An 18,560-nucleotide genomic window follows, 5' to 3' on the forward strand; every position below is an offset into this window, starting at 1 on the left:
ATGAACGGGCGACCGCGCAAGACGCTCGGCTGGGCAACACCAGCCCAGGTGATGGAGAGGGAAATCATCGACTTCAAATCACGTGTTGCACTTGATTCTTGAGACCGCCCCGTGCGCAGGCTCACATCGGTCTTCACTTTCTGATGTTCGCCCTCGTCTGAGACGCGGATGCAGGGGATGCCGTCCTCCTCAAAAACACCATGGGTCAGCAGCTGACCTACCTCGGACGCCCTGGCGCCTGTGTAGAGGCCGATGAGCGAGGCCCATTGGGCGGACTCTGAAAGCCTTCCGAAGGCCGCTGGCGCGAACAGTGCCTGGATCTGGCCGCGATCGAAGGCTTTAAACCCCAACTTCCGGCGCGCTCGCTTCTCACGGGCCGAGTAGCTCACGTGACCACTGGCCGGGTTATCACCCTTGGGGTAGTAGCCCGAGGCTATCGCCCAGTCAAAGAAGCCGCCCTTCCCGCCGACATAGCTTTGTTTGTTCGTAAGCGTTGGCGTCGAAGCGCCCGCCTTGCGCATGGACTGATACCAGCGGGCCAGGTCCGATCGAGTGATGCTCGCGACCCGCGTCTTATCGCCCAGGAAGCCCACCAGAGCTTGGATGGCGGTTTTCTTGATCGTGTAGGTCTTGGGCAGCGTGCTGCCCTTGAGCGTGGCGAGCCAAGCATCCCGAGCCTTTCCGAGTTGGATGGGTTCCAACCCTGAGCGGGGCGCGGCTGGCATCGGCGCCGGCACGATGCCGTCCACCATGTCCTGGATCGGGTCATCGCCAACGCGGCGCTGCTGCACCTTCCGAAAGAGCCGGACGTCTTTTTCGTCGTCGATCTGCCACCGCTCGCTGACCATGCCGTCAGGACCCAAGGTCCGGTGCAGCGTCAGGTCGCGCAGGTTATCGGCACCGCTCAAGCGGCCAATGAGCGCGTCCACTTCGTCCTTGGACAACTTCGCCACGTGTTGATCCCTCAACAGGCTGAAGAGCCGAGCATAGCCGGCCGCGAGCATGACGGCGCGCATCCGCGCCTCTGGCAGATCAGCCGTGCGAAGGGAGCGCTTGAGGAGACGGCATCCGAGGATGCCTTGAAGATCGGCCGGCACACGCTGGCGAAACGCCCAGCGCCCCGACGGGGAGCGCGATAGATGATGAGGAATTCGCCTCGGGTTCTGTGTGACCCGATTTGCGTCCTGATTCGCCAACCCCGAAATCGCGCTTTATCCAATCAAATCAGATAGATACGCAGGATTGGCGGAGAGAGTGGGATTCGAACCCACGGAAGGTTTGACCCTTCGGCGGTTTTCAAGACCGCTGCCTTAAACCACTCGGCCATCTCTCCGTTGTTACTACGCTTCCACACTACACCGCGCTTCGCGCGGTGCCGGCGGTTTGACCATCGACCTGCGGTCGATGTTTCCTCCGGCCTGCGGCCTCCGGATCAAGACCGCTGCCTTAACCACTCGGCCATCTCTCCATTGGGGGTGAAACGTCCTCACGGCACCACGCATTGCGCGGTCGTGCCAGACCGGCGCTGGACCTGCGATCCGGGCGCCGGCTCAGGACATTGTCGCACGCGTGGCGCCTTGCGCGATGCGGGGCGCGGGCACCGGTGCGCGATCGCGGGCTTTGCCGTCGCAGTTGCGGCAATCCAGGCTCGAGGCTTCGATCAGCGGGGGCAGCTTCTCGGCCAGGAAGTCGATGAACACCCGGACCGCCGGCAGCAGGCCGCGGCGTGAGGCGAACACGGCGTGCGCGATGCCCTGCGGCAGGTGCCAGTCGGGCAGCACGACCTCGAGTTCGCCATTGCGCACGGCTTCGGCGCACAGGGTCTCGGGCAGCATCGTGATGCCTAGGCCCTGCTTGGCCAGCGCCATCAGCATCGGGAAGTCGAAGCCGGCGACGCGGGGCTTGAGCTCCACGCGGCGGGTGGTGCCGTCGGCGGCCTGCAGGTCCCAGCGCTGCTTCACCTCGTCCTCGCCCATGCTCATCGTGGTGTGCTGGCTGAGTTCGTCCGGGTCCTTCGGGCGGCCCATGCGATCGAGATAGCCGGGGCTGGCGACCAGCAGTTCCTGGATCTGGCCGAAACTGCGCATGACCAGGCTGCCGTCGTCGTCGAGCTTGGCGCGCACGCGCACGGCGACGTCAAAGCCCTCGTTGATGACGTCCACGCGGCGATTGCTCACGTGCAACTGCACGCGCACCTGCGGGTAGCGGGCCAGGAACTCGGGCAGCATCTGCGGAATCGACTGTTGGGCGATGCTCACCGGCACGCTGACGCGGACCAGGCCGCGCGGTTCGGCGCTGAGCCGGTCGACGACCTCGCGCGCGGCGGTCGCCTCGGCCAACATCGATTGCGCATGGCGGAACACGCTCTGGCCGACGTCGGTGACGGCGAATCGGCGGGTCGAGCGCTGCAGCAGGCGCACGCCCAGTTCGGTTTCCAACTGGCTGATGCGCCGGCTCAGCCGGGACTTCGGGATCCCGAGCGCCCGCTCGGCCGCGGCGAAGCCGCCATGCTCGACCACCATGGCGAAGTAATAGAGATCGTTGAGATCCTGCATGGGGAGCCGCCTTGCTATCAGGACAATAGGCGATATTGGACCACTTCCATCCTATTTCCACAACGAATTCCGCCGGGCGGCTTTCCCGGCGGTTCATCGCGCCCTGTAGTGACGGCGCCCTGCCCCGACGCCCGTCAGCCCAGGCGGGTCACGCCGCCCATGTACGGGTGCAGCACCTCGGGAACCTCGATCGTGCCGTCGGCGTTTTGGAAGTTCTCCATGACCGCGATCAGCGTGCGGCCCACCGCCAGGCCCGAACCGTTGAGGGTGTGCACGAGTTCGGGCTTGCCGGTCTCGGGATTGCGCCAGCGTGCCTGCATGCGGCGGGCCTGGAAGTCGCCGCAGTTCGAGCACGAGGAGATCTCGCGGTAGGTCTGCTGCGAGGGCAGCCAGACCTCGAGGTCGTAGGTGCGGCGCGCGGCGAAGCCCATGTCGCCACTGCACAGCAGCATGCGGCGATACGGCAGCCCAAGGCGCTCGAGCACGGTCTCGGCGCACCGGGTCATGCGCTCGAGTTCGGCATCGCTGTCGGCCGGGCGCACCACCGAGACCATCTCCACCTTCTCGAACTGGTGCTGGCGGATCATGCCGCGGGTGTCGCGGCCATGGCTGCCGGCCTCGGAGCGGAAGCACAGCGAATGCGCGCTCATGCGCAGCGGCAGCCGCTCGGCCTCGACGATCTCGTCGCGGACCAGGTTGGTCAGCGAGATCTCGGAGGTGGAGATCAGATAGCGCGTCTGTTCGCCCAGCGCGGTGGCGAACATGTCTTCCTCGAACTTGGGCAACTGGCCGGTGCCGTAGAGGCTGTCGGCGTTGACGATCACCGGCACGCTGGTCTCTTCGTAGCCGTGTTCGCCGGTATGCAGGTCGAGCATGAACTGGGCGAGCGCGCGGTGCAGGCGCGCAAGTTGGCCGCGCAGCACGGTGAAGCGGGCGCCGCTGAGCTTGGCGGCGGCTTCCGCGTCAAGCCAGCCATCGCGGGCGCCGAGCTCGACGTGGTCGCGGACCGGGAAGTCGAAGCTGCGCGGTGTGCCCCAGCGCGCCTGCTCGACGTTGTCGGCCTCGTCGCGCCCCACCGGCACGCTGGCATCGGGCAGATTCGGCACGCTCAAGGTCAGCGCTTCGAGCTCGGCCTTGATGCCGTCCAGGCGGGACTCGCTGGCCTTGAGTTCGTCGCCGAAACCGGCGACCTCGGCCAGCAGCGGGGCGACATCCTCACCGCGCGCCTTGGCCTGGCCGATCGCCTTGCTGCGCGTATTGCGCAGGTTCTGCAGCTCCTGGGTGCGGACCTGGATCTGCTTGCGCTCGCCCTCCAGCGACTCGATACGCGACACCGGCAGGTCGTACCCGCGGCTGTCGCGCAGGCGCGCGGCGGTGTCGGCGAGGTGTTGGCGCAGCAGGCTGGGATCGAGCATCGGGGCGTCGTCATCGAAAGCGGGAGCGGCATTATCGCCCGGATCGGCGATGCGCCGAAGCGGCGGCTGCGCGGCGGGCGTGTGACAGAATCGGGCGCCCTGTTCGCTGGAGCCCGCCGTGTCCGCACCCTCGCCCGCCCCGCGCCCCCGTCATGCGTTCCGGCAGTGGCTGCCGACCCGCCGCGCGTGGCTGATGATCGCGGCGGCCTGCGCGCTGGGCGGCCTGCTGTTCGCATGGCTATGGTGGCAGCAGCGCGACACGCGCAACCCGGGCGGCGACATCGCGATCGACGGTCCGCCGGACGCGTCCGATCGCGCTGCCACGCCGCTGCCGGCGCCGCTGCCGGCCAGTGCGGACGGAGCCAGCGGGCGCTTCGGCCCGTCGGACGGCGCGCCTCAGGGCGCACCTGCGACGATCTCGCCACCGGTCGCGAGCGGGCCGGCGCCTGCGCCGACGACGCCACCGCCGGAGGCGACCGCGCAGGCCGCCGACAGCACACCGCGGCCACTGTCCACGCCGCAGCCTCGTTATCCCCGCGCATCGCTGCGGCGGGGCGAAACCGGCGATGTGATGCTGCGGGTCCAGGTGGGCGCCGATGGCCGCGTGGCGGGCATCGATGTGATCGCCGGCAGCGGGCACGCGCGCCTGGACCGCGCCGCGGTCAGCGCGGTGCGGCGCTGGCGCTTCGAACCGGCGATGCGCGCCGGTCGGCCGGTCCCCGGCGAGGTGCGCGTGCCGATCGCGTTCTCGCCCGCAAACGATTCCTGAGCCCCGGTCGGCACTGACAAGGCCTCGACATCGGCGGTGGGAGGCTCAGCGCATCTTCCGGCGTGGAGCGATGACGATGAGCGATCCGATGCGGCGTCCCGACGATGTGCCCCCTCCGGCCGCCCCACCGCCCGAGCCGCCACGCAAAGGCTCCAGCCCGCTGATCTGGATCCTGCTGCTGGTGGCGCTGGTGGCGCTGGGCTGGTACTTGCTGAGCAAGCGCGACATGCCGCAGAGCGAGCCGTTGCCGCCGCCACCGGCAATCGGTGATGGCGTTACGCCGCCGGCCGAGCGCGAGCCTGCGCGGACGCCCGAACGGACGTCACGTCTCTCGGCGCCTACCGCGCCAGCGGATCGGCCGGCCCGCGTGGTGGACCAGCCGCGCCCCGCCTATCCGGCCGCAGCCTTGCGCAATCGAGAAGAAGGCTCGGTCACGCTGCTCGTCCAGGTGGACGCCGCAGGCAAGCCGACCGACATCAGCGTCGAGCAACGCAGCCGCTCGCGCGATCTCGACCGCGCCGCGATGGAAGCAGCGCGGAACTGGACGTTCGAGCCGGCGATCCGCAACGGCAAGCCTGAGGCGAGTTCAGTCCGGGTCCCGGTCGACTTCACCCTCGAAGACCAGCCGGGCACCACCGCACGCAACTGAGTGCCTTCCTGGCTGTGGCCTGCTCCTCCTTATGCGGGGAGCAGGCTTCAATCACAGCGGGCGGCTGGACGCCGCCAATACTTCAGTCGCCCAGCAGCCCGAACCCGGCCCCGCGCGCCAACGGCACGAACCCGGGGAACGAGGTCGCAACATTGGCGGTATCGCAGATCGCGACCTCGCCGACGGCACGCTGCGCGGCGACCGCGAACGCCATCGCGATGCGATGGTCGCCGTGACTTTCGACCTCACCACGGCCGAACACGGCCCCTGCCCCGGCGTTGCCAGGAATCGTCGCGCCATCGGGCGCCTCGTCGATCGCGATGCCCAGCGTGCGCAGTCCGGTGGCCATCACCGCGATGCGGTCCGACTCCTTGACCCGCAGTTCGGCGGCGCCGGTCACGCGGGTCGGCCCATCGGCGCAGGCGGCGGCGACGAACAGCGCCGGAAACTCGTCGATCATGTCCGGCACATGCACTTCCGGCACATCGATACCGCGTAGCGGTGCGTGGCGCACGCGCAGGTCGGAGACCGGCTCGCCGCCCTGCTCGCCAGCATTCGAGGCTTCGATATCCGCGCCCATCAGCCGCAGCACATGCAACAAGCCGGTGCGGCGCGGATTCATCCCGACTCGGCGCAGCAACAGGTCCGAACCGGGCACGATCGACGCGGCGACCAGGAAGAACGCCGCCGACGAGAAGTCCGCGGGCACGTGCACGTCGGTCGCGCGCAGGCGATGCCCGCCCGACAGCCGCGCCAGCCCCGGCGAGAACTCGATCGGCCAGCCGAACGCCGCGAGCATGCGCTCGGTGTAGTCGCGGGTGGGCCTGGGCTCGTGAACCACGGTCTGGCCTTCGGCATACAGGCCGGCGAGCAGCAGCGCCGATTTGACCTGTGCGCTGGCGAGCGCGTTCTCGTACTCGACGCCGGTCAGGCGCTGCTTGCCGTGCACGCGCAGCGGCGGCACACCGCCTTCGCCGGTGTCGATGCGGGCGCCCATGCGTGCCAACGGCTCGGTGACGCGCCGCATCGGCCGCTTGGACAGCGACGCATCGCCAACCAGTTCGCTATCGAAGGCCTGGCCGGCGAGCAAGCCGGCCAGCAGTCGCATGCCGGTGCCGGCATTGCCGCAGTCGAGCGGGCCGTCGGCGGCGCGCAGACCGTCGATGCCGACGCCATGGACGACACGCGCCCCCACGGTTGGGGTTTCGATCGACACACCGAGACGACGGAAGATCGCCTCGGTGGCGCGGGCGTCCTCACCCTCGAGGAACCCGGTGATGCGCGAGGTGCCGTCGGCCAGCGAGGCGAGCATGATCGCCCGATGCGAGACCGACTTGTCGCCGGGCACGTCGAGTTCGCCGCGCAGTGGCGCGCCGGCGGTGGCGATCCAGCGTGCGGCGGTCATGGCACGGCCACCGGGTAGGACCCCAGCACCCGGACATCGCCGGCAAAGGCGTCGATCTCGCCGAGCGCGTCCTTGAGCGGGGACTCGTCGACATGGCCGGCGACGTCGATAAAGAAGGCGTACTGCCACAGCGCACCGTGCGCAGGCCGGGATTCGATTCGGTTCATGCTGATGCCACGCCGCGCCAGCGGCTCGAGGATGCGGTAGAGCGCGCCGGGCTGGTCGCGGATGAAGACCATCAGCGAGGTGCGGTCGTTGCCTGACGGCGGGAAGGCGCCGCGCCCGATGACCAGAAAGCGCGTGGTGTTGTCGCTGCGGTCCTCGATCGGCCCGGCGATGACTTTCATGCCGTAGACGTGCGCGGCGTTCTCGCCGGCAATCGCCGCGGCATCGTCAGATTTCTGCGCTCGGCGCACGCCCTCGGCATTGCTGACCACCGCGTGTTTTTCGGCCTGCGGCAGGTTCTGGCGCAGCCAGCCCTTGCACTGCGCCAGCGACAATCCGTGCGAATACACCCGTTCGATCTCGTCGAGCCGGCCGGTGCGCGAGAGCAGATACTGGTGCACGCGCAGTTCGACCTCGCCGCAGATGCGCAGCGGCGAGGTCAGGAACAGGTCGAGAGTCGACTGGATCGTGCCCTGGCCGGAATTTTCGACCGGCACGACGCCGAAATCGGCATGGCCGGCGGCGACCTCGTCGAACACCTCCTCGATGCTCGCCAGTGGCAGGCCCATCGCCGAGTGCCCGAACTGCTTGTGCACCGCCTGCTGGGAGAACGTGCCTTCCGGCCCCAGGTAGCCGATCTTCAGTGGCTCCTGCTGGGCCAGGCACGCCGACATGATCTCGCGGAACAGCCGCACCAGTTCGGTGTCCGACAGTGGGCCGTCGTTGCGGTCGACCACGCGCCGCAGCACCTGGGCCTCGCGCTCGGGCCGGTAATAGTCGACGGCAGCGGCGAGCTTGCCCTTGGCCTTGCCGACCTGGCGCGCGAACTGCGCGCGCTCGGCGATCAGGGTCTGGATCTGGTGGTCGATACCGTCGATCTGCGCGCGCACGGCAGCCAGATCGGGCGGCGGCGTGGGCTTGTCGGCGGCTTTCTTCTTCGGCTTGGCGGCCATCAATGGTCTCTCAAAAATCGGGGCTTGGTTACGGTCGTGCAGCGCGGCGGCGGCGCGATGTCGTCGGTCCAGCTCGCTGCCCGGCCCTCCATCGCCGGGTGTTCGCGGACACTGCGATGCCTGATGGCAGGACGTGGCCGCTCAGCCCCGCCGCTGCTGGAAATCCTGCATGTAGGCAACGAGCGCGCGCACGCCCTCGACCGGCATCGCGTTGTAGATCGACGCGCGCATGCCGCCGAGTACCCGGTGGCCCTTGAGCCCGATCAGCCCTGCCTCGCGCGCGCCGGCCAGGAAGTCGGCATCGAGCGCGGAATCGGCCAGGAAGAACGGCACGTTCATGCGCGAGCGCACATCGCGCGCGACCTCGTTGCGGTAGAAGCCGTCCGAGCCATCGATGGCGGCGTACAGCAGTCCGGCCTTCTCGTCGCTGCGGCGGTCGAACTCGGCGGTGCCGCCCTGGTCGAGCATCCAGCGGAACACCAGGCCGGCCAGATACCAGTTCCAGGTCGGCGGGGTGTTGAGCATCGAGTCGTTGGCCAGGTGCGAGGCGTAGTTGAAGATGTCGGCGCGCGGCTGGCCCGCCCGCTCGAGCAGGTCGCGCCGCACGACCACGACCGAAAGACCGACCGGCCCGAGGTTCTTCTGGGCACCGGCATAGATCAGGCCATAGCGGCTGATGTCGATCGGCTCCGACGCGATGCTGGAGCTGAAGTCGGCGAACAACGGGACATCGCCGGTGTCGGGCGCGGGCGCCCCCCAGGCAGGCCGGAACTCGACGCCGTGGATGGTCTCGTTGGCGGTGATGTGCACGTAGGCCGCGCCCGGGGTCAGGCGCCAGGTTTCGCGCGCCGGGATTGTGCGGAAGCCATCGGCCTCGCCGCTGGCGGCGACGTTGACCGCGACCGCCGGGGTGAGCTGGCGCAGCGCGGTGCGGCCCCAATGGCCGCTGACGACGTAGTCGACGGTATCGCCGGGCGCCGCGAAGTTCAGCGCGATTAGCGCCTGCTGGGTGGTCGCCCCGCCCTGCAGGAACAGCACCGCGTAATCGTCGGGCACCGCGAGCAGCGTGCGCAGATCGGCTTCAGCGCGCGTGGCCACGGCCATGAACTCCGGCCCGCGGTGGCTCATCTCGACGATCGAGGCGCCGGCATCGCCCCACTCGAGCATGTCGGCCTGGGCCTGTTTCAGCACGCTTTCAGGCAATGCCGCAGGTCCAGGGGCAAAGTTGTAGGCTCGCGCCATCGCTCGACTCCGCTCGTTTGCAGGCCGGCAAGTATGCCGCAGTGCAGCAGCCTTGACGCGCGGGCAATGGTTGCGATGGCAACGTATTCCGCGTTGCCCCATCTACGGCGCGCACGCGCCAGGAGCCAGCGATGTCTTTGCGCGACGCCTTGCGGATCCCCGAGTCCGACATCACCGACGAGGCGGTCTATCGCGACCGCCGTCGCCTGCTCGCCCTGCTGGCCGCGACCCCGGCGCTCAGCCTGGCCGGCTGCGCGGATGCCGAGCCACCGCCGCCCAGCACGGCCCCAGTCACCCCGGCGCAGGCGCGCAGCGGCTTTCGCACCGACGAGCCGCTGACTCGCTACGAGGACATCACCTCGTACAACAACTTCTACGAGTTCGGCACCGGCAAGGCCGATCCCTCGCGCGCGGCCAAGACCCTGCGCACAACGCCCTGGAGCGTGGAGGTGGCCGGCGAATGTGCCAAGCCCGGGCGCATCGCACTGGAGGACCTGCTGCGCGGCATCGCCAGCGAGGAACGCATCTATCGCCTGCGCTGCGTGGAAGGCTGGTCGATGGTGATCCCGTGGACCGGCGTGCCGCTGGCCGCGGTGCTGCGTCGGTTCGAGCCCACCGCCAAAGCCAAGTACGTCGCCTTCACCACGCTGGCCGACCGCGAGCAGATGCCGGGCCTGCGCTTCCGCTCGATCCGCTGGCCATATCGCGAGGGCCTGCGCATCGACGAGGCCATGCACCCGCTCGCGTTCCTGGCAACCGGTCTATACGGCAAGGCCTTGCCGCAGCAGAACGGCGCGCCGCTGCGGCTGGTGGTGCCGTGGAAATACGGCTTCAAGAGCATCAAGTCGATCGTGCAGATCCGGTTCGTCGAGCGCATGCCCAGCACCGCGTGGAACGACCTGCAGCCGTCGGAGTACGGGTTCTTCAGCAACGTCAATCCGGCGGTCGACCACCCGCGCTGGAGCCAGAAGACCGAACGCCGGATTGCCGGCACCAACCGGCTGCTCGCCAACCGTATCGACACCCGTCCGTTCAACGGCTACGCCGACCAGGTCGCCTCGCTCTACGCCGGCATGGATCTGCGCAAGTGGTATTGAGCCCGGCGCGCGTCCCCAAGCGCCGCGCGACGCCGCCCGGCATCATCGCCGGCAAGGCGATGGTCCACGCGCTGGCGCTCGCGCCGCTGGCCTGGCTGGGCTGGCGCGTGTGGAGCGTGCTCGGGGGCGGCAACATCGATGCGCTCGGCGCCGAGCCAGTGGTGGCGATCGAGCACGAACTGGGCATCGGCGCCCTGCGCCTGCTGCTGATCACGCTGGCGATCACGCCACTCAGGCAGATCTCGGGATGGACCGCACCGCTGCGCTTTCGGCGAATGCTCGGGCTGTACGCCTTCGCCTACGCCAGCCTGCATTTCGCGGCCTGGCTGGCGCTGGACCTGGTCGGCGACCTGTCGCAGGTGGCCACCGAGATCGCGCGCCGGCCCTACATCACCGTGGGCTTTCTGGCCTGGCTGCTGCTGGTGCCGCTGGCCGTGACCTCGACGCTCGGCTGGATGCGCCGGCTGGGCCGCAACTGGGGCCGCCTGCACCGCCTGGTCTACGCGATCGCCGCACTGGCCGTGCTGCACTTCTGGTGGATCGTGAAATCCGATTGGCGCGAGCCGGCGCTCTATGCCGGACTGCTGGCGCTGTTGCTGGGCTGGCGGATATGGAAGGCGCTGGCGCGGCGACGCGCTGCGGTGCGCTGAGCCACGCCGGAAGTGGCCTGGTCAGCGGCCCGACAGCAAGGCCGCGCGGCGACGTGCGTGTTCGGTCGCGTCGATCGCGCCTTCGCGATGCAGGCGGTCGAGCGCGGCCACCTGCGCCACCAATCCCTCGTCGAGGGCGGGCGGCGGCCTGCGCTGGCTGCGCACGATCGCCCAGACGATGAGGCCGACCACGCCGGCGAAGATCGCAAACAGAAGCAGCAGGAGGATCAGGTGCCAGATGCTGAACATGCCCATTGGATGACTCCTTCAAAAACCGAGTGCCGACTCAGCTTGCGCCGAATAGGAATAATGCGCCCAGCGCTGCGGCCAGCAGCACCGCCGCGAGCAGCAGCCAGGGCAACCTCAGGCGCCCGGTCGAGGGGGCGTCGAACGGATCGGCCGCATCGTCGAACCCGTCCGCCGGGCCATGGCTGAAGGTGACCACGCCGCCGCGGGCCGGCGCTTCGACGACGAAGCGATGGTGGGCATCGAACACGATCTGATCGCCGGGCTGCAGCAGCGCATCGCGCACGGTCTGGCCATTGACCACACTGCCCTCCGCCGAGCCCAAGTCGATCAGCCGCACCCGCTCGCCTACTCGCTCCAGGCGCGCATGGCGATCGGCGAAGCCCGGATCGTCGATGCGGATGTCGGCATCGGACTGGCGACCGATCAGGCGCGCGCGGTCGAGCGTGAAGCAGCGCCCGTGATAACGACCGCCCAGACCGCGCAGCACCAGGCGCGGATCGGGGTCAGCCCCATCGCCCTGCGGCGCGTCCGCCGCCGACGGCGGCGCGGGCGGCTGCTCGGGAAGCAGGCGCAGCTCGTGGCCGGCGACGAAGATCGCATCGCCGGCGCGCAGCATCGCCACGCGCTGGATGCGCCGCCCGTTGACATGCACGCCGCCAGCCTCCTCGCCCACCGTCAGCCAGACGCCGCGGCGATCGACGCACACGCGCACGCAGGCCGCGTCGGTCGTCACGGGGCCGAGTCCGGCGCCGTCGGCGCGCAGACCCAGCCCGAGCTCGCCCGCATCGAGAGGCAGATCATCGGTCGAGGAGCCGGGAAATCGCAGCTTGAGCGCAGTCATGCGGCGGAAATCTAGCACGAGCGGCGGCGCGCGCCGCATCCCTCACTTGGTCGATGCGCCGCGGCACCGCAGAATGTGCGCCCAACCCAGGCAGAGCGACCGACATGTCCGGTATCGACATCACCCATCCCCACTCCCTGCCGCAGGCGCAGGCGCGCAGCGCCGTCGAAGACGTCGCGCGGACCCTGGCCGAGCGTTTCGACATGAAGTACACGTGGAGCGGCGACACGCTCAACTTCAACCGCTCCGGCGTCGATGGCGCGATCGCCCTGCTGCCCGACAGCCTGCACGTGACCGCCAAGCTGGGCTTCCTGCTCGCGGCGATGCGCGGCCCGATCGAGGCCGAGATCCGCCGCGTGCTGTCGGAGCGATTCTGAGCGCACCGACGGCGCCGGCCACACGCCTGCACGTACAGCTTGTCGGCGCATCGATTCGACCGTAGAATGCGCGTCCCGATCGCACCGGCGGCCTTGCGGCCCCGGCGATGCGGACACCGGAGCGGCGACGTTCCCAAGTCCGGGCGACAGTGTTTCGGGCGGTTAGCTCAGCGGTAGAGCATTGCCTTCACACGGCAAGGGTCGCAGGTTCGAACCCTGCACCGCCCACCAGCAGCATCGAACAAGCCGGCCCAGTGCCGGCTTTTTCGTGCCCGGCGTACGCGCTGCATCGCTTGTCGATGTCCATCATGCCCAGCATGTCAAGTTCACGATCGGCAACCATGGCAAGACGCCGCGCCCCGCGCGCGCCGCGTCCCTTGGGCGCGGCGCGTAGAATTCCCGCGACGGCGCCGCGGGCGCCCTGTGCGAAGTGGGTGTGCGCTTGACCGATCGTCTTCCTCATTGGCTGCATGAGTGGCTCGGCATCGTCGTGCCCGGCGGCCAGATCCTACTGATCCTGCTCGCGGCCTGGTTGCTGCGCCTGCTCGGACGGCGCCTGCTCGACCGCGTCGGACGCCGCTACACATTGCCGCCCGAGGCGGTGGTCGGCGCACGCCGGGTCATGACCTTCCTGATCTACGCCGCCGCGCTGCTGATGGCGCTCGAGCGCCTGGGCGTGTCGGGCACGGTGCTGTGGACCGCGTTCACCGGCTTTGCGGCAGTGGGCGCGGTGGCGTTCTTCGCCGCATGGAGCGTGCTGTCGAACATCTTCTGCACGATGTTGATCCTGACCACGCGGCCGTTCCGGCTCTACGACCATGTCGAGCTGCTGGAGAACGGCGAGAAGCCGGGCCTGCGCGGCCAGGTGGTGGATATCAACTTGGTCTACACGACCTTGCGTGAGACCGACGACGGCGACGGCGCGGGCACCGTGCTGCAGGTGCCCAACAGCCTGTTCTTCCAGCGTGCGCTGCGGCGCTGGCGCGGCGGCGCGCTGCCCGAACCCAAGGGCGCGGGCGCCAAGCGGGGCGATCCGCTCGACGTGTGACCCGGCGCGCCAGACGCAAACCGCGAAAACCGGGGTCAGAGTGCAATTGCGCGAGGTGAAATTGCACTCTGACCCCGGTTTCCGCCCCGCGTGCCGGGTGTCAGCCGACGACGGCCGAAACGACGATCTCGATTCGCCAGCCCGGATCGGCCAGCCGCGCCTCGACCGTTGCGCGCGACGGCGCCTGGCCAGCGACCACCCAGCGATCCCACTCGGCGTTCATGCCGGCGAAGTCGCCGATGTCGGCCAGGTAGATCTGCGCCCGCAGGATGCGGGTCTTGTCGCTGCCGGCCTGCGCCAGCAGCGTGTCGATCGCTTCGAGCACCTCGCGGGTCTGGATGCCGATATCGGCGCCGGGGGTTTCGGGCACTTGCCCTGCGCAATAGACGATGCCGTTGTGGATGCTGGCCTCGGACATGCGCGGGCCGGCGTCGATGCGCTGGATCATGGAGCGTTCCTGACGTGAAGGCCGCCCACGGTAGCGATCGCAGGCGGCCGGCCGCAAGCTCGGACCATCGGCCGACACGCTCAGCGCAACTGGCTGTCCTTGCTGCCGCGGCGGTTGTAGCCGGCCGATGCCCGGTCCTCGTCGTGTTGGGCCTGGCAGTTGACGCACAGCCGCACGCCGGGCACGGCGACGCGACGCGCCTCGGGGATCGACGCGTCGCATTCCTCGCAATGGGTCAGGCCTGGCCCGCGACGCAGTTGGCTGCGCGCACGCTCGATCGCGTCCTTGACGGTCGCATCGATCTGGTCCTGGACCGCACCGTCACCTTCCCACCCGGTCGCCATGGCCGACTCCTGCTGTTGGCAATGCCTGCCAAAGCAGCCTAGCAATGCGCGTGTGGCTGGGGGATGAGTGGCGCCGGCCGGCATAATGGCGCGATGTCCGATGCGTCCCGCTCCCCTGCCCCCTCCCGCCTGGCGATCATCGGCGGCGGCCCAGCGGGGCTGTTCGCCGCGGAAGTCGCCCGCACCGCAGGCGTGGAGGTCGATCTGTTCGATGCCAAGGGTTCAGTGGGGCGCAAATTCCTGATCGCCGGCAAGGGCGGGTTGAACCTGACCCATTCCGAGCCGCGGCCGGCCTTCGACGCACGCTATGGCACGCGAGCGGACGCGATCGGGCGCTGGCTCGACGCCTTCGATGCGCAGGCGCTGCGCGATTGGGCGAAGGCACGCGGCGTGCCGACCTTCGTCGGCAGTTCCGGCCGGGTGTTTCCGGAGGATCTCAAGGCCGCGCCGTTGTTGCGTGGCTGGGTCCGGCAGCTGCGCGAGGACGGCGTGCGCTTCCATGTCCAGCATCGCTGGACCGGCTGGGATGCCGATGACCGCCTGACCTTCACGACGCCGCAGGGGCTGCATACGCATGCGGCCGACGCGGTGCTGCTGGCCCTGGGCGGCGGCAGTTGGCCCGAACTCGGCTCCGATGGCACCTGGCAGACGTTGCTCGCCGCGCGCGGTATCGAGGTCGCGCCGCTGGTGCCGGCCAATTGCGGCTTCGACATCGGCTGGAGCGCGCACCTGGCGCAGCGCCATGCCGGCGCGCCGCTCAAGCCGGTGGTCCTGCACTGGCGCGCGGCCGACGGCGCGCCCCAGGCGCTGCAGGGCGAGTGCGTGCTCACTGCGACCGGGATCGAAGGCAGCGCGATCTACGCGATTTCGGGCGAGCTGCGCGACACGATCGCGCGTAACGGCCATGCCGTGCTCGAGCTCGATCTCGCGCCGGGGCGCGACGCCGCGCGTCTGCAGCGCGATCTTGAGCGCCCGCGCGGGCGCCGCAGCATCGGCGAGCACCTGCGCCGGGCCACCGGCCTGGATGCCGCCAAGACCGCGCTGCTGTTCGAGCAGCTCGATCGCGATGCACTGGACGACGCCGCGCGTGTGGCGGCGGCGATCAAGCGACTGCCGCTGCGCCTGCGCGCACCGCGCCCGCTGGCCGAGGCCATCTCCAGTGCCGGCGGGGTCCGTTTCGAGGCGCTCGACGAGGCGCTGATGCTGCGCGCATTGCCGGGCACCTTCGTCGCCGGCGAGATGATCGACTGGGAAGCACCGACCGGCGGCTACCTGCTCACCGCCTGCTTCGCCAGCGGCCGGCGCGCCGCGCAGGGCGCGCTGGACTGGCTGCAGCGCGCGCGCTGATCGCGCGGTCCGCTCAGTCGACGCCGGTTCCGCGTTCGGCGGCCGCCGGTCGCCCGTAGAGGAACCCCTGGCCGTATTGGCACCCCAACCCAACGAGCAGATCGCGCTGCTGCCCGGTCTCGATGCCTTCGGCGATCGTGTCGATGCCCAAGGTCGCCGCCAGCGCCAGGATCGCGCGCACCAGCGCCAGGCTTTCGGCATGCATTTCCCCGCCCAGCCCGAGCACGAAACTCTGGTCGATCTTCAGCGCCTGGATCGGGAAGCGGTGCAGATACGACAGCGCCGAGAAGCCGGTGCCGAAGTCGTCGAGCAGCGCCAGCACACCATGACTGCGCAGCACATTGAGCATGCGCAGCGCACGCGGCGCATCGTCGAGCAGCGCGACCTCGGTGATCTCGATCCGCAGCCGGCGCGGATCGGCGCCAGCCTCGTCGATCAGCCGCAACAGCCGCTCGACAAAGTCCTCGGAGCGAAAGTGCCGTGGCGAGACGTTGATCGAGATATAGCCGGTCCCGGCATCGGTCGCCATGCGCCGGAACACATGGCGATACATCAGCCAGTCGACCTGCTCGATCAGCCCGCTGTCCTCGCCGACGCCGATGAACTCGGCCGGCGACAGCAGGCCGTGCACCTCGTGCCGCCAGCGCAGCAAGGCCTCGTATCCCACCACCGCGCCATCGGCCAGGCGCACGATCGGTTGGAAGTGTGGCTCGAACGCATCCTGCAGGATCGCCCGGCGCAGGTCGGCCTCCAGGTCCAGCAGGCGCATGGCCTCGGCCCGCATCGCCTCGTCGAAGCGCTCGCTGCGGTCGCGCCCGCAGGCCTTGGCCCGATACATCGCCGCGTCCGCATCGCGCAGCACGCCATCGCCGTCCACGTACTCGGGATGGGACATCGCGATGCCGATGCTCGCCGACGGGAACAACTCACGCCCGGCCACCCAGACCGGTTGGGCCAGGGCCGCCAGCAGCGCGCTTGCCCGCCGGTCGGCGACCTCCGGATCGTCGACGCCACCGAGCAGGATCGCGAACTCGTCGCCGCCCAGCCGGGCCGCGAGGTCGTCGGGGCCCAGCCAGGCGGTGATGCGCTGGGCGATTTCCACCAGCATCGCGTCGCCGGCCGCGTGGCCGACGCTGTCGTTGACCAGCTTGAAGCGGTCCAGATCGAGGAACAGCACCGCGAACGCCGCCCGTCCGCCCTCGCGCAGCGGCGACAGCGCAGCATCGAGACGTTCGAGCAGTTGGACACGATTGGGTAACCCGGTCAGCGGGTCGTGGCGCGCCTGATGGACCAGACGCTGCTGAGCGCGGATGCGCTCGCTGATCTGTGCGCGCAACTCGCGGTTGGCGCGCTCCAATTCGCGAGTGCGCGCCTCGACACGGAACTCCAGTTCGGTGTGCGCGGCCTTGAGCTGTTCCTGGGCCCGCTTGCGGTCCATCGCGCTGTCGATGTGATGGGCCACGAACGTCAGCAGTGCCTGGTCGTTGGGCGAAAACGTAATCTGCGGATCGTAGCTCTGCACCGCGATCACCCCGACCGGCCGGCCATCGCGGCCCAGCGGCACGCCCAGCCAGCATTGCGCGTGACTGCCGTGACTGCGCAGCGCCCCCGCCGCCTCCAGCCGTCTGATGTCCTCGTGCATGGCCAGCAACGGCGCGCCGGTCGCGATCACGTACTCGGTCAAGCCGTCGCCGCGAGGCCGGGCCCGGCGGATCGCATCGCGCTCATCGATCGAGTACGGGAACTCGAGCCGGGAGCCGTCGGGGCTGAGCATGGCGATATAGAAATTGCGCGCGTACAGCAGTTCGCCGACGATCGCATGCAGGTCCGCGTAGAAGCGCTCCAGGCTGCCGGGCGCGGCCGACAGCTCGCTGATCCGGTACAGTGCACGCTGCAACGTCCCGGCGCGCTCGCGCTCGACGATCTGCGCCTGCAGCCCGCGGTTGGCGGTCTGCAGTTCCTGCGTGCGCGAGGCGACCCGACGCTCGAGCTCGGCCTGGGCGCGCTTGCGATCGAGCGCAGTGAGGATGTGCTGGGCGACGAACTCCAGGAGCGCCCGGTCCTCGTCGCGGTAGCGGTTGGGCTGGTCGTAGCTCTGCACCACGAGCGCGCCGCAGATGCGCCCGTCGCGGCGCAGCGGTACGCCGAGCCAGTCGGCGCTGTCGGGGCCGTGCAGGGTATCGCTGTCCGGGAGGCCATACTGCGCGCGCAGGACGGCCGACGGCCCCAGCATGGGCTGTCCCTCGCGCAGCAACACCGTGGTCAGGCTGTCGGGCATCTGCGCGATGGACAACTCGCGCTGCGGATCGGCCTGCCAGGGATCGCGTTCGTCGACGAAGTACAAAAAGCGCAGCGTCTCGCGCAAGTCGTCGTAGAGCACGATGTAGAAGTTCTCGGCCGTGGTCAGCCGGCCGACGACGGCATGGATGCGCGCCAGCACCTCGTCCATGTCCAGCGTGGAACTGGCCAGTTCGGCGATCTCGTAAAGCGCCTGCTGCAACCGTTCGGCCCGGCGCATCGATTCGAACCGGCGCTCGGCGCGTGCCAGGGCCAGCACCCCGGCCACGCCGTGCACGGCCGCGGGCAACCAGGCTGCGGCGGCGGCGTCATCGCCTGCGGCGACCTCGATCGCGATCGCGAGCCGGTCATCGTCCTGCACCATCGCGCGGGCGCGGCGCCGCAACCCCGCCGGCGCCGTCGTGTCGCCCTCGGCGCCTGCGCGCAGGGTCGCGTCCGCCAGCGCGGCCAGGCCGCTGGGCGCCTGGTCGGAGATCAGCACACCGGTGCCCGACGCGTGGGAGGCCCACGTCACCGCGACGGCCGCACCCGCAGGCGCCGTCGCGATGACGGCGCGCAGTGGCGCTTCGGCGTCGTCGGCGGCAACGGCCGCGTTCATGCGATGGCAGGCAGGCACGGTGCTCGACGATTTGGATCCCGCGGCAGCATACCCAAAAGCGCGTCGACTGCCGCGGACGCAACCCCGTTGGCCGCGTCCGCGCGTTGTCC

18 protein-coding genes and 2 tRNA genes are annotated in these 18,560 nt (G+C 69.5%); 8 read left to right on the forward strand and 12 right to left on the reverse strand.

Annotated elements, in window-relative coordinates; translation table 11 throughout:
- The 4 genes from ABE505_RS16255 to serS form a co-directional block, all read right to left on the reverse strand.
- Positions 1-1,097: DUF6538 domain-containing protein (locus ABE505_RS16255; protein WP_346446295.1), on the reverse strand; the 1,097-nt coding region annotated here is incomplete at its 3' end.
- 146 nt (positions 1,098-1,243) lie between these two features.
- A tRNA-Ser gene (locus ABE505_RS16260) sits at positions 1,244-1,333 on the reverse strand.
- 217 nt (positions 1,334-1,550) lie between these two features.
- Positions 1,551-2,555: a LysR family transcriptional regulator gene (locus ABE505_RS16265; protein WP_346445527.1), complete on the reverse strand. Its 1,005-nt coding sequence runs from the start codon at positions 2,553-2,555 to the stop codon at positions 1,551-1,553.
- A gap of 134 nt (positions 2,556-2,689) precedes the next feature.
- Positions 2,690-3,970, reverse strand: a complete 1,281-nt coding sequence (gene serS / locus ABE505_RS16270; RefSeq protein WP_346445526.1) for a serine--tRNA ligase — start codon at positions 3,968-3,970, stop codon at positions 2,690-2,692.
- A gap of 118 nt (positions 3,971-4,088) precedes the next feature.
- Between serS and ABE505_RS16275 the strand changes: the two genes are divergently transcribed.
- A complete protein-coding gene (locus ABE505_RS16275) occupies positions 4,089-4,739 on the forward strand; it encodes a TonB family protein (protein WP_346445525.1) in 651 nt (216 codons plus the stop codon).
- 76 nt (positions 4,740-4,815) lie between these two features.
- Positions 4,816-5,388 (forward strand): TonB family protein, encoded by a 573-nt coding sequence (locus ABE505_RS16280; RefSeq protein WP_346445524.1) that lies wholly within the window; start codon positions 4,816-4,818, stop codon positions 5,386-5,388.
- Between the two features lie 82 nt (positions 5,389-5,470).
- Here ABE505_RS16280 and aroA read toward each other — a convergent pair whose 3' ends face one another.
- The 3 genes from aroA to serC all read right to left on the reverse strand — a co-directional run bounded on the left by aroA (position 5,471) and on the right by serC (position 9,153).
- Positions 5,471-6,793: a 3-phosphoshikimate 1-carboxyvinyltransferase gene (gene aroA / locus ABE505_RS16285; RefSeq protein ID WP_346445523.1), complete on the reverse strand. Its 1,323-nt coding sequence runs from the start codon at positions 6,791-6,793 to the stop codon at positions 5,471-5,473.
- Positions 6,790-7,911, reverse strand: a complete 1,122-nt coding sequence (gene pheA, locus ABE505_RS16290; protein ID WP_346445522.1) for a prephenate dehydratase — start codon at positions 7,909-7,911, stop codon at positions 6,790-6,792. Before pheA ends, aroA begins: the two co-directional genes overlap by 4 nt.
- 141 nt (positions 7,912-8,052) lie before the next feature.
- Positions 8,053-9,153: a phosphoserine transaminase gene (gene serC, locus ABE505_RS16295; RefSeq protein WP_346445521.1), complete on the reverse strand. Its 1,101-nt coding sequence runs from the start codon at positions 9,151-9,153 to the stop codon at positions 8,053-8,055.
- A gap of 131 nt (positions 9,154-9,284) precedes the next feature.
- Between serC and msrP the strand changes: the two genes are divergently transcribed.
- Positions 9,285-10,250 carry a protein-methionine-sulfoxide reductase catalytic subunit MsrP gene (gene msrP, locus ABE505_RS16300; RefSeq protein WP_346445520.1) on the forward strand — a complete coding sequence of 322 codons (966 nt, stop codon included), beginning with the start codon at positions 9,285-9,287 and terminating at the stop codon, positions 10,248-10,250.
- A 59-nt stretch (positions 10,251-10,309) separates the two neighbouring features.
- Positions 10,310-10,900 (forward strand): protein-methionine-sulfoxide reductase heme-binding subunit MsrQ, encoded by a 591-nt coding sequence (locus ABE505_RS16305; RefSeq protein WP_346445530.1) that lies wholly within the window; start codon positions 10,310-10,312, stop codon positions 10,898-10,900.
- Between the two features lie 21 nt (positions 10,901-10,921).
- Here ABE505_RS16305 and ABE505_RS16310 read toward each other — a convergent pair whose 3' ends face one another.
- Positions 10,922-11,155 (reverse strand): hypothetical protein, encoded by a 234-nt coding sequence (locus tag ABE505_RS16310; protein WP_346449506.1) that lies wholly within the window; start codon positions 11,153-11,155, stop codon positions 10,922-10,924.
- A gap of 31 nt (positions 11,156-11,186) precedes the next feature.
- Entirely contained in the window at positions 11,187-11,990 is an 804-nt protein-coding gene (locus tag ABE505_RS16315) for an FHA domain-containing protein (RefSeq protein WP_346445518.1), read from the reverse strand.
- Positions 11,991-12,094: 104 nt separating this feature from the next.
- Here ABE505_RS16315 and ABE505_RS16320 point away from each other — a divergent pair, with 104 nt between their 5' ends.
- The 3 genes from ABE505_RS16320 to ABE505_RS16330 all read left to right on the forward strand — a co-directional run bounded on the left by ABE505_RS16320 (position 12,095) and on the right by ABE505_RS16330 (position 13,415).
- Positions 12,095-12,367 carry a polyhydroxyalkanoic acid system family protein gene (locus ABE505_RS16320; protein WP_346445517.1) on the forward strand — a complete coding sequence of 91 codons (273 nt, stop codon included), beginning with the start codon at positions 12,095-12,097 and terminating at the stop codon, positions 12,365-12,367.
- Between the two features lie 156 nt (positions 12,368-12,523).
- A tRNA-Val gene (locus tag ABE505_RS16325) sits at positions 12,524-12,598 on the forward strand.
- Between the two features lie 199 nt (positions 12,599-12,797).
- On the forward strand, positions 12,798-13,415 hold the full coding sequence (locus ABE505_RS16330; protein WP_346445516.1) for a mechanosensitive ion channel family protein: 618 nt from the start codon (positions 12,798-12,800) through the stop codon (positions 13,413-13,415).
- A gap of 100 nt (positions 13,416-13,515) precedes the next feature.
- On the opposite strand, the gene ABE505_RS16335 is transcribed toward ABE505_RS16330, so the two are convergent.
- Together ABE505_RS16335 and ABE505_RS16340 are read right to left on the reverse strand one after the other, a co-directional pair.
- Positions 13,516-13,863 carry a RidA family protein gene (locus ABE505_RS16335; protein WP_346445515.1) on the reverse strand — a complete coding sequence of 116 codons (348 nt, stop codon included), beginning with the start codon at positions 13,861-13,863 and terminating at the stop codon, positions 13,516-13,518.
- An 80-nt stretch (positions 13,864-13,943) separates the two neighbouring features.
- On the reverse strand, positions 13,944-14,207 hold the full coding sequence (locus ABE505_RS16340; RefSeq protein WP_346445514.1) for a DksA/TraR family C4-type zinc finger protein: 264 nt from the start codon (positions 14,205-14,207) through the stop codon (positions 13,944-13,946).
- Between the two features lie 93 nt (positions 14,208-14,300).
- Between ABE505_RS16340 and ABE505_RS16345 the strand changes: the two genes are divergently transcribed.
- A complete protein-coding gene (locus ABE505_RS16345) occupies positions 14,301-15,554 on the forward strand; it encodes a TIGR03862 family flavoprotein (RefSeq protein WP_346445513.1) in 1,254 nt (417 codons plus the stop codon).
- Positions 15,555-15,567: 13 nt separating this feature from the next.
- On the opposite strand, the gene ABE505_RS16350 is transcribed toward ABE505_RS16345, so the two are convergent.
- Positions 15,568-18,450 carry an EAL domain-containing protein gene (locus tag ABE505_RS16350; RefSeq protein WP_346445512.1) on the reverse strand — a complete coding sequence of 961 codons (2,883 nt, stop codon included), beginning with the start codon at positions 18,448-18,450 and terminating at the stop codon, positions 15,568-15,570.
- Between the last annotated feature and the right edge of the window lie 110 nt (positions 18,451-18,560).

This window comes from Luteimonas sp. TWI382 (assembly GCF_039674545.1).
Taxonomy (GTDB): Bacteria; Pseudomonadota; Gammaproteobacteria; order Xanthomonadales; family Xanthomonadaceae; genus Luteimonas.